The organism is Frankia sp. CgMI4 (assembly GCF_001756285.1).
GTDB lineage: Bacteria > Actinomycetota > Actinomycetes > Frankiales > Frankiaceae > Frankia > Frankia casuarinae.
The window spans coordinates 41,873-52,726 of sequence record NZ_MAQZ01000052.1 but is presented as its reverse complement, the minus strand read 5'-3'; the positions used below and the strand labels follow the sequence as shown (position 1 = coordinate 52,726).

The following is a 10,854-nucleotide window of genomic DNA, read 5'->3' as shown; positions in this document are numbered from 1 at the left end:
CCAGTCGAGCGACATCGAGATCCAGGCGCGGGAGATCCTGCGGATGCGGTCTCTGCTGGAGCGGATGCTCGCCGTCCACACCGGCAAGAAGGAAGAGGACATCCGCAAGGACATCGAGCGTGACAAGATCTTCAGTGCCGACGAGGCCAAGGAGTACGGCCTGATCGACGAGGTCATCAAGACCCGGAAGTCCTCCCGGCTCGCCACCGCTCGCTGAGGTGCCGGGCCGGCGGTCCGAGCCCGCGGTCGGAGCCTCGCGAGGCGTGACGTCTCGTGAGGCCGGCCCGCGGTCGTCGGCCGTCGGCCGCTACCACACCCGACGCGCCGATGCGGTGAAACCCGGTCAGCGGTTCTCGTCCGTGACGCGATGGCCTAATGGGACTGCGTGGACGGGCGAGGGCGGCCAAGGTGACCGTAGGCTGACCGGTATGAGCCGAGCGATTGGGCTCTCACCGGACGGCTCGGCGGGGTACCGTCCCCACGGGGATGGTTGCAGGCAGACACGCGACGACTGGGCGGTGTCAACCGCCCCTGACATGCAGGCGACACCATCGTCTGGACGAAGGGACTGAGTCCTCGGTGGCACGCATCGGTGATGGCGGTGACCTGCTCAAGTGCTCGTTCTGCGGTAAGTCGCAGAAGCAGGTGAAGAAGCTCATCGCCGGCCCTGGCGTCTATATCTGCGACGAGTGCATCGATCTCTGCAACGAGATCATCGAGGAGGAGCTGTCCGAATCCTCCGAGCTCAAATGGGACGAACTGCCCAAGCCGCGCGAGATCTACGAGTTCCTCGACAGTTACGTGGTGGGGCAGGAGACGGCGAAGAAGACCCTCTCCGTCGCGGTCTACAACCACTACAAGCGGGTCCAGGCGGGCGGATCCAGCGGTGACGGGAGCAAGGGCGAGGTCGAGCTCGCGAAGAGCAACATCCTGCTGCTCGGGCCGACGGGCTGCGGCAAGACGCTGCTCGCCCAGACTCTCGCGCGAATGCTCAACGTCCCGTTTGCCATCGCCGACGCCACCGCGCTGACCGAGGCGGGCTACGTCGGGGAAGACGTCGAGAACATTCTGCTCAAACTCATTCAGGCCGCCGACTATGACGTCAAAAAGGCCGAGACCGGGATTATCTACATCGACGAGGTCGACAAGATCGCCCGGAAGTCGGAGAACCCGAGCATCACGCGGGACGTGTCCGGTGAGGGCGTGCAACAGGCCCTGTTGAAGATCCTCGAAGGCACCACGGCCAGCGTGCCGCCACAGGGCGGGCGCAAGCACCCGCATCAGGAGTTCATCCAGATCGACACGACGAACGTGCTGTTCATCGTGGGCGGGGCGTTCGCCGGGCTCGACCGGATCATCGAGTCGAGGATCGGCAAGAAGTCGCTGGGGTTCCGCGCCGTACTGCACGGCAAGGACGACCCGGACGGATCCGATGTCTTCGGCGACATCATGCCCGAGGACCTGCTGAAGTACGGCATGATTCCGGAGTTCATCGGCCGGCTCCCGGTGATCACCAGCGTGTCCAACCTGGATCGTGAGGCGCTGATCCGCATCCTCACMGAGCCGAAGAACGCCCTCGTCCGCCAGTACAAGCGGCTGTTCGAGCTGGACAGCGTCGACCTCGACTTCACCTCGGACGCGCTCGAGGCCATCGCGGACCAGGCGATCCTGCGTGGGACCGGTGCTCGTGGGCTGCGGGCAATCATGGAAGAGGTCCTGCTCTCGGTGATGTACGACATCCCGAGCCGCAAGGATGTGGCCCGGGTCGTCGTCACCCGCGAGGTCGTGCTGGAGCACGTCAATCCGACGCTGGTCCCGCGCGACGTCGTGTCCAAGCGGGCTCCCCGCCAGGAGAAGTCGGCCTGACGGCGCCTACCCGGCGCCCACTCGGCGTGTCCCGTGCGACTCGGCGCGGCCCGCGCGTCGGGTCACTCAGTGCATTCCGTGCGTCGGGTCCAGCGCGGTCAGGGTCCGGCGGGCCTCAGCCAGATGGTAGAAGGACCCGGTCACCAGGATCGCCCCACCCGGCCCCGCCGCGTCCCGCAGGGCGTGGCGGACGGCGCAGCCGACGTCGGATGCGGCGTGGGCCGGCATCGCCCGCGCCCGCGCCGCGCAGACCAGGTGCTCGGCGCGGATGGCCCGCGGTGACGCCGGTTCGCAGGCGATCAGCGAGCTGATCGGTTGGTGGCGCAGTTCCGCGAGAGTCCCCTCGTAGTCGTGACCGCGCAGYGCCCCGTAGACGACGGTCCACTCTCGCCCGGGGAACTCCTCACGCAGGGACCGGGCGAGCGCCGCGCCCGCTGCCGGGTTGTGCGCCCCGTCAAGCACGCACAGCGGCTGTGCGCGCACGATTTCCAGGCGTCCCGGCGCCCGGACGCCCCCGAGACCGGTCCGGACCACGACGTCGGGGAGGGAATGACCGACGAAGGTCTCCACGGCGGCCAGGGCGCACGCCGCGTTGGCATCCTGATAGGAACCGTGCAGGGACAGTCGCACGTCGTCGTAGCGCGCCTGCGGGGTGCGGAAACCGCCCCGTCGACCCGCCGCGTCCGGGTGGCCGGCGACCGCGGCGAAGTCCCGACCCAGCCGCAGGACGTCCGTGGCCGGGGTCCGGGCGAAGATGTCGTCGAAGCGGGGGTCCACCTCGCCGAGCACCAGGTGACTGCCGGGCTTGACGATCCCGGCCTTCTCGCGGGCCACGCCCGCCATACTCCCGGCGTAGTCCAGATGATCAGCGCCGATGCTGGTGACGACCGCGACCCGCCCGTCGGCGATGTTCGTGGCGTCCCAGCGACCGAGCAGGCCCACTTCGACCACGGCGACGTCGACGGCCAGGTCGGCGAACCATCGGAAGGCGGTGGCCGTCAGCAGCTCGAAGAAGGTGGGCCGTCCACTCATCGGGGCGGCCGCGTCCAGGACGGTGCCCACGCAGCGTCCGAACTCCTCGTCGCCGATCGGTCGGYCGTCGACGACCAGACGCTCGTTCACCCGCTCCAGATGCGGACTGGTGTACAGCCCCACCCGCAGCCCCGCCGCGCCCAGCAGCGCCGAGATGATCCGCGCCGTCGAGGTCTTGCCGTTCGTGCCGGTCAGGTGGATCAGCGGAACCGCCCGGTGCGGATCCCCGAGCCGGCCCGCCAGCTCCCGCATCCGGTCAAGGCTCGGCACCGGCCGACCCGCCGGCATCGTCTGCTTTTCKAGATCCACCGTGTTGTTCAGGGCGGCCCACGCCGACTCGTACGTCCACTTCACAGGCTGGTTCCACTTCACCGGCTGGTTTCGCCCTCCTTCGACCTGGGGTCGACAGTAGTCCGCGGACAGGTGCGCCGGACGCGTCCTTTGCGGGGGAGCGCGGGTACCGGCGTGGGCACCTGCGTAGGCGGGAGTGAACCCGGTGGACCCGTCCCATCGGGCCGTACCATCGGGGATGTGACAGGCGCTGCCGGGACCGCCGGAACCACCCATGCTCCTGATCACGAGCGGGAGGGTCCACGCGCGTTCGCGGCCGAGTACTCCCAACGCCGCGACATCCGCGCCCGGCCGGGCTTCGACCGGCTGCGCCGTCTGCTGGATCTGCTCGGCCAGCCGCAGCGGGCCCTTCCGAGCATCGTGGTGACCGGTTCGGTGGGGAAGAGCTCCACGGTGTCCGCGATCACCGCACTGCTGCACTCGTTCGGCATCCGCGCGGGATCGTTGAGTTCGCCGGGCTGGCTCGGGGCCGAGCAGCGGGTGGGGTTGGYCGACGCCACGATCGATTCCGACGTCCTCGGCCGCGCCTACGCCGATATCGCGCCGTACCTGCCGCTGATCGAGGATGACGGCCGGCTGAGCGCCTTCGAGCTGCTTGCCGCCGTGGCCTTCGCCGCCTTCGCCGACGCCCCCGCCGACCTCGCCGTGATCGAGTCCGGCTGGGACGACGCCGGCGAGCTGAGCGCACTGCTCGACGCGCCGGTGTCGGTCGTCACCCCCGTGGCGGTGGGCGAGTGGGAGCCGGCGGCGGGCCTGGACCGGATCACCACGCGGACGGCGGGAGTCATCCGCGCCGACACCCTGGTCGTGCTGGCCCAGCAGGTCCTGCCCGCCGCGCAGGCGCTGCTGCGGCGCGCCGCCGAGACCGGGGCGATGGTCGCCCGGGAGGGGCTGGAGTTCGGTGTACTCGGCCGGCAGGTGGCCGTCGGGGGGCAGATGATCACGCTGAAGGGGCTGGGCGGCACCTACGAGGAGATCTTCCTGCCGCTGCACGGCGCGCATCAGGCCCATAACGCGGCGGTCGCGCTGGCCGCGGTCGAGGCGTTCCTCGGCGGCGGGCGCAACCAACTCGACGTCGATGCGGTCCGCGCCGGTTTTGCCGAGGTGGACTCCCGGGGCCGGCTGGAGGTCGTCCGCCGGTCCCCGACGATCATTCTTGACGTGGCCGGCTCGCCTGTGGCGGCGGGCGCGCTGGCCGCGGCGCTCGACGAGGCGTTCACCTTCGACGTCCTTGTCGGGGTCATCGCCATCGAGCGCGAGGTCGAGAGTGCCGCCGCTCGGGACGGTGGTGGCGAGCGGGACGGTGCCGCCGAGCGGGACGGTGCCGCCGAGCGGGAGGCAGCGGAGCTCCTGGCCGTCCTGGAGCCGGTCCTGAACACGGTGGTGGTCACCGCCGGTGCTGGGCCCGGATGGCTGCCGGTCGACGGTCTCGCCGCGGTCGCCGTGGGTGTCTTCGGCTCCGACCGGGTGGAGGTCGTACCCCGGTTGGACGACGCGCTCGACGCCGGGGTGCGCCTCGCCKAGGAGGACGCCGATCTGGGTGGCGCCGGCGTGGTGGTCACCGGTTCGGCCTCCGTCGTGGGTCGGGCCCGGGCGTTGCTGCGTCCGTGACGTCCTCCTGGGTTTTCCGACATGTTCCCGACGCGTTCCTGATGCGGTTGCGGGGCGTTCCCGGGACGCCGCGGTCCCGTCACGGTGCGGACGTGGGCACCCTGTAAGTTGGCGAGGGATCCTTGGGTCCCTCGTCGAGGACGACGAAGTCGATGATCGAGAAGGAGTACCGTGTCCGTCGAGCGCACCCTCATCCTGGTCAAGCCCGATGGCGTCAGCCGTGGCCTCGTCGGTGAGGTCGTCGGCCGGCTCGAGCGCAAGGGGCTCACTCTGGTGGCGCTCGAACTGCGCACGTTGGAGCGGTCCGTCGCCGAGACGCACTACGGAGAGCATGCCAGCAAGCCGTTCTTCGGTGAACTGGTCGACTTCATCACCTCCGGGCCGCTGGTGGCCCTCGTGGCCGAGGKGCCGCGTGCGGTGGAGGCGTCGCGTGGGCTGATCGGCGCAACCGATCCGGTCAAGGCCGCGCCCGGCTCGCTGCGTGGGGACTACGCGCTGGAGATCGGCCAGAACCTCGTGCACGGCTCGGACTCGCCGGAGTCTGCCAAGCGGGAGATCGACCTCTTCTTCCCGGGCCTGAGCTGACCGCGTAGCCGTTCACACCGACCGGGGCGTTCCCGAGACGCATCGAGACGCCTCCGGTCGGATTTCGGGTGGCCTGGCCTGGCCTGGCCGGGCCGGGACCGTGGGCGTGTCGCCCTCGTGACTCATGGGTGTGCGCAGGGCGGTTCCGGCCCAAGGGTGACACGAAACCGGCCCATCACCGACCGGGGCGGCGAGGGGCCCGGTGTCGGTCTACCCTTCAAGTACTTGCCCGGAGCGTGTCCGGTGGGTCGCGGTAACCGACAGGGTCGTGGTCGGTGGCCGTGGTCGAATTCCCGGTGGGCGCCCGGGTCGTCTTGTCCGATCTACGAACTCTGTACGTGTTCCACGCGCTTCTCCGGCTCCTCGGTAGGCCGTGCCTGTCGGTCGCGCCGGAGGCGGCCAGGACCGCATCCCCCGGGAAGGTCGGTACCCGACGATGTCCAGTTCGCTGTCGTTCCTCGGTCGTGACATGGCCGTCGACCTCGGTACCGCCAACACGCTGGTGTACGTGCGTGGCCGCGGGATCGTCCTCAACGAACCGAGCGTGGTCGCGATCAATACCACCACCTCGGGCATCCTCGCCGTCGGAACCGACGCCAAGCGGATGATCGGCCGGACGCCCGGCAACGTGGTGGCCGTGCGGCCGCTGAAGGACGGCGTCATCGCCGACTTCGAGACGACCGAGCGGATGCTGCGCTACTTCATCCAGAAGGTGCACCGGCGGCGCCATTTCGCCAAGCCCAGGCTGGTCGTATGCGTGCCCTCCGGCATCACGGGCGTGGAACAGCGGGCCGTGAAGGACGCCGGCTATCAGGCCGGCGCCCGCAAGGTCTACATCATTGAGGAGCCGATGGCCGCGGCGATCGGCGCTGGTCTGCCGGTGCACGAGCCGACCGGCAACATGGTCGTGGACATCGGCGGGGGTACCACCGAGGTCGCCGTGATCTCACTGGGCGGCATCGTCACCAGCMAGTCGATCCGTACCGCCGGGGACGAACTCGACGTCGCGATCATCTCCTACGTCAAGAAGGAGTACTCGCTGATGCTCGGCGAACGCACCGCCGAGGAGATCAAGATGGCGATCGGGTCGGCGCACAAGGTTCCCGACGAGCCCAGCGCCGAGATCCGTGGGCGTGACCTGATCACCGGACTGCCGAAGACGATCGTGGTGACCGCGGAGGAGATCCGCAAGGCGATCGAGGATCCGGTCAACGCGGTCATCGACGCGGTGAAGGTGACCCTCGACCGCTRCCCGCCGGAGCTCTCCGGCGACATCATGGACCGCGGCATCGTCCTCACCGGCGGCGGGGCGCTGCTGCGCGGTCTCGACGAGCGGCTGCGGCAGGAGACCGGCATGCCGATCCACATCGCGGAGAATCCACTGCATTCGGTTGCAATGGGGTCGGGCAAGTGTGTGGAGGAGTTCGAGGCCCTACAGCAGGTACTGATCTCCGAGCCGCGGCGCTAGGCGCTTGCGCAGGGCCTTTGCCGATCCCTTCCCATTGGACCGATCCCTTCCCATTGGATATAGCCGGAGCGGTGCCTGGTGCCGCGTGGCCGTCGCCACGCGGCACCGGATCGCGTAAGAGTGTGTTCGGAGGGTGTTGTGGGCCGTGGCACGAGGCGATCTCGCCTGGTGATCGTCGCCCTGCTCATCATCGCCTTCACTCTGATCACCTTGGACTACCGGACCGGGAGATCGGCCACCGGAGCACGTGGGGTTCTGCACTCGATCTTCGGGGGGGTCGAGAACGGCGTCACGACGGTCACCCGCCCGATTGGCCGGACCGCCTCCTCCCTGACGCATCCGAACCGCTATCACGACCGGGCGGATCGACTCGCGGAGGAGAACRCCCGCCTGCGCCGCCAGATCGCCGACGACACCGAGATCGGCCGGATGTCGACCGAACTCGCCGACCTCCGGTTGTTGGCGGACAAGGGCCAGTACACCATCGTGCCGGCGAAGGTGATTGCGGTCGGTGACGTGACGGGGACGGACTGGACCGTCACCATCAACGCCGGCAGGGCCGACGGCATCGTGGTCGACAAGACCGTGCTCAATGCCGACGGGCTGGTCGGCACGGTGTCCGGCGTGACCGAGCACACCGCAATCGTCCGGCTGGCCTGCGACCCGGGTAGTCACATCGGAGCACGGCTCGAACGCACCCAGCTGCTCGGTGCCGTGGCCGGTGGGCAGGGACCGGGCACGTTGACCTTCACGCTGTACGACGCCTCATATCGGGTGCAGAAAGGTGATCGGCTGGTCACCTTCGGCAGTCTCGACTACGTCGCCGGCGTCCCGATCGGTATGGTCACCAAGGTCACTGACGTCGATGGTCTGTCGCGGACCGCCGAGGTCAAACCGTACGCGTCGGTCGGCACCCTGGACCTGGTCGGGGTGGTGGTCGGCAAGCCACCGGCCGACCCCGGCGACCGGGTGCTGACGCCCAGGCCGGTGCCGACCGAGCCGGCCGCGTCCGTTCCGCCGACCGCGTCCGTTCCGCCGGCCCCGCTGTCACCCACCGCTGGGTCGCCGGTGGGGGGATCATTGGYCGGGGCGGCATCCGGCGTCGGGGGCGGAGCGGGTTGAGCGTGATGTGGGGCATCGCCGGCCCTGAGGAGACCCTGCGCGGGCGCGCCGTCGTGGCCGCGGTCGTGCTCCTGACCGTCGCCCTGATCCTCCAGGTCTCCGTGATCGCCCGGCTGGGTCTGCCCGGTGGCCGGCTTGACCTCATGCTCGTTCTGTTGGCAGCGATCGCGCTGATCGAGGGGCCATTGCTCGGCGCGGTCGCCGGCTTCGTGGCGGGATTGCTGGCCGATCTGTCCTCCAGTCATGTCCTCGGTCAGACTGCTCTCGTTTTGTGTCTGATCGGTTACGCTGTCGGACTGGCGATGGATGCGGCGGAGCGGTCGGTGGTGGTTCCCCTGGCGGCGATCGGTGGGGCGAGTGTGCTGGGCACTCTCGGATACGCCGCCACCACCTCGATCCTCGGTGAGGCGGCGTTGACGGGAGGTCAGGCTGTGCTGCGGGCGTTGGTAGCCGGCGTCTACGCCCTCCTGCTCACCCCGTTCCTGTTCCCGTTGCTGCTCGCGGGCTCCCGGCGGCTGGCCGGCGGTCGACGGCGGGAGCCGCGGTGAACGACCGGATGCGGGTCCGCGTCCTGCTGCTGCGCGTGCTGGTCGTCTCCCTGCTCATCACACTCGGCGCGCGGCTGTGGGTGCTCCAGATCCTGGACGGTGACCGTTACCGCCGGGTTGCCGAGACCAACCGGGTCCGCGAGGTGGTGACGCCCGCGACCCGGGGGATGATCCTTGACGACAAGGGGCAGGCCCTCGTCCGAAACCGTACGTCGCTGGTCATCTCGGTGAACCGGTCGACCACGGATCGGCAGGCCGACCAGGGCAGGGCCGTCCTCGCCCGCCTCGCCGCGGTGATCGGCACCCCCGCGGACGAGCTCGCCCGGCGAATCCGGTTCTGTAGCGCCCAGGTGAAGCCGCCCTGCTGGAACGGATCGCCCTACCAGCCGGTACCGGTCGCCAAGGACGTCAGTCCGCGGCAGGCCCTCGCCGTCATCGAACATCCCGACCGCTTCCCCGGTGTCTCCGCCGACCTGCAGGCCGTCCGCGAGTACCCGCATGGCGCGCTGGCCGCGCACGAGCTGGGCTATCTCGCGCCGGTCAGTCAGGACCAGCTCGACAAGCAGGGGGATGAGAAGGGCTACCACCTCAACAGCCTGATCGGCGTCGCCGGTCTGGAGAGCACCTATGACGACGAGCTGCGCGGCACCGACGGGGTGGAACGCCTGGAGGTGGACCGGTTCGGCCGGGTGGCCGGTACCGCGTCGACCATCGCGCCGCTCAGCGGTGACCACCTGGTGCTCAACCTCGACCTCGACGTGCAGCAGGCGGTCGAGCAGGCGCTGACGGAAACGATCAAGAAGCTCGGGGGCGGCCCGCGCACCGCCTCCGCGGTTGTGCTGGACGTGCGCACCGGCGGGGTGATCGCGATGGCGAGCCTGCCGTCCTACGACCCGTCGGTCTTTAGCGGTGGGGTCTCGGAGAGCGATTACCGGGCGCTGTCCGATCCCGCGAACGGCATCCCGCTGCTCTCGCGGGCCTACCAGGGGTCGGGGCCGGCCGGCTCCACCTTCAAGGCCATCTCCACCGCCGTCGCGATGCAGAACCTGGGCGCCAAGGGGAACGACCGCTACGACTGCGCGCCCAGCCTGCAGATCGGTGACCAGGTCTTCCACAATTTCGACGGCGAGTCGGCCGGTCCGATCACCCTGCACCAGGCGCTGGTCATTTCCTGTGACGTCATCTTCGACAAGTTCGCCTACGACGCCTGGCTCGCGGACGGCGGGCTGCGTAACGGCCGTGGGCCCTACTCCCCCCCGAAAGAATACTTCGTCAAGATGGCCCAGGCGATGGGCTTCGGCCGGACCACYGGGCTGGATCTGCCCGGCGAGACGCGGGGCTCCGTCGTCGACCGCGCCGGCGCCAAGGCGATCTGGGCGGAGCTCAAGGACTCCTACTGCCGGCGGGCCAAGAACGGCTACCCGGAGGAACCCGACCCGGCCAAGGCCGAGCGGTACCGCAAGTACGCCGCCGAGGCGTGCGTTGACGGCTACCTGTACAACGCCGGTGCCGCCACCCAGTTCGCGATCGGCCAAGGCCAGTACCTGTCGCTGAGCCCGCTGCAGCTCGCCGTCGCCTACGCGGCCATCGCCAACGGCGGCACCCTGTACAAGCCCACCCTCGCCAAGGCCACCGTGTCTCCGGACGGCAAGGTCGTCAGGACCTTCGCGCCGCGCCGGGCCGGGACGCTGCCGGTCTCACCGGAGAACCTCGCCTACATCCGGGACAGCCTGCGCGGGGTGACGACGGAGGGCGGGGGCACCGCCACCGGCGTCTTCGCGGACTGGCCGAGCGACGTCGTCCCGATCGCGGCGAAGACCGGAACCGCCGAGGTTGAGGGTAAAGGGGACACCTCCTGGTTTGCCTCCTTCGCGCCGGCGAACGACCCCCAGTTCGCCGTCGTGGTCACCATCCCGGACTCCGGGACCGGCGCGGAGTTCGCGGCTCCGGTGGCCAAACAGATCTACCAGGCAATCTACGGTGTCGGCCGGCCGGCGGCGATGCCGGGTGGGAAACCGCCGGCCGGGCTGCCGAAGCTCAACCGGGACGGGACGATCGCGGCGGCGTCACCGCAGCCCGCCCCCGCGACGCTGGCCTCGCCGGCCGGATCGGCGCCGGGCCCGGCCGCCCCCCTGCCCGGCACCAGCGGCGCGGGCGTGACGGCGACGGGCCGGGCGCCGCCCTGACGGCCACCTCGTGCCGTGAGGACGGCGCCTCGGGATGGGGGCGGGGTCTCGGGGGATGGGGTGGGAGCCCAGGACGTGAATGTCG

General features: G+C 69.8%; 9 protein-coding genes. 8 read left to right on the top strand and 1 reads right to left on the bottom strand.

What is annotated here, in order from left to right; translation table 11 throughout:
- Positions 1-217: ATP-dependent Clp protease proteolytic subunit (locus tag Manayef4_RS07275; RefSeq protein WP_175443338.1), on the top strand; the 217-nt coding region annotated here is incomplete at its 5' end.
- Between the two features lie 362 nt (positions 218-579).
- Positions 580-1,866, top strand: coding sequence for an ATP-dependent Clp protease ATP-binding subunit ClpX (gene clpX, locus Manayef4_RS07270; RefSeq protein WP_011435651.1), 1,287 nt, complete (start codon positions 580-582; stop codon positions 1,864-1,866).
- A gap of 66 nt (positions 1,867-1,932) precedes the next feature.
- On the opposite strand, the gene Manayef4_RS07265 is transcribed toward clpX, so the two are convergent.
- Positions 1,933-3,252, bottom strand: a complete 1,320-nt coding sequence (locus Manayef4_RS07265) for a Mur ligase family protein (RefSeq protein ID WP_070131077.1) — start codon at positions 3,250-3,252, stop codon at positions 1,933-1,935.
- Between the two features lie 177 nt (positions 3,253-3,429).
- Here Manayef4_RS07265 and Manayef4_RS07260 point away from each other — a divergent pair, with 177 nt between their 5' ends.
- From Manayef4_RS07260 to mrdA, 6 genes are all read left to right on the top strand, one after another.
- On the top strand, positions 3,430-4,860 hold the full coding sequence (locus Manayef4_RS07260; protein ID WP_070131070.1) for a dihydrofolate synthase: 1,431 nt from the start codon (positions 3,430-3,432) through the stop codon (positions 4,858-4,860).
- 171 nt (positions 4,861-5,031) lie between these two features.
- Entirely contained in the window at positions 5,032-5,445 is a 414-nt protein-coding gene (ndk, locus tag Manayef4_RS07255) for a nucleoside-diphosphate kinase (RefSeq protein ID WP_070131069.1), read from the top strand.
- 436 nt (positions 5,446-5,881) lie between these two features.
- Positions 5,882-6,913 (top strand): rod shape-determining protein, encoded by a 1,032-nt coding sequence (locus Manayef4_RS07250; protein WP_070131068.1) that lies wholly within the window; start codon positions 5,882-5,884, stop codon positions 6,911-6,913.
- A 138-nt stretch (positions 6,914-7,051) separates the two neighbouring features.
- Complete coding sequence (gene mreC, locus Manayef4_RS07245; protein WP_070131067.1) at positions 7,052-8,035, top strand: rod shape-determining protein MreC; 984 nt, start codon at positions 7,052-7,054, stop codon at positions 8,033-8,035.
- Between the two features lie 5 nt (positions 8,036-8,040).
- On the top strand, positions 8,041-8,583 hold the full coding sequence (gene mreD / locus Manayef4_RS07240) for a rod shape-determining protein MreD (protein WP_011435657.1): 543 nt from the start codon (positions 8,041-8,043) through the stop codon (positions 8,581-8,583).
- Positions 8,580-10,769, top strand: a complete 2,190-nt coding sequence (mrdA, locus tag Manayef4_RS07235; RefSeq protein WP_011435658.1) for a penicillin-binding protein 2 — start codon at positions 8,580-8,582, stop codon at positions 10,767-10,769. Before mreD ends, mrdA begins: the two co-directional genes overlap by 4 nt.
- Positions 10,770-10,854 lie beyond the last annotated feature (85 nt).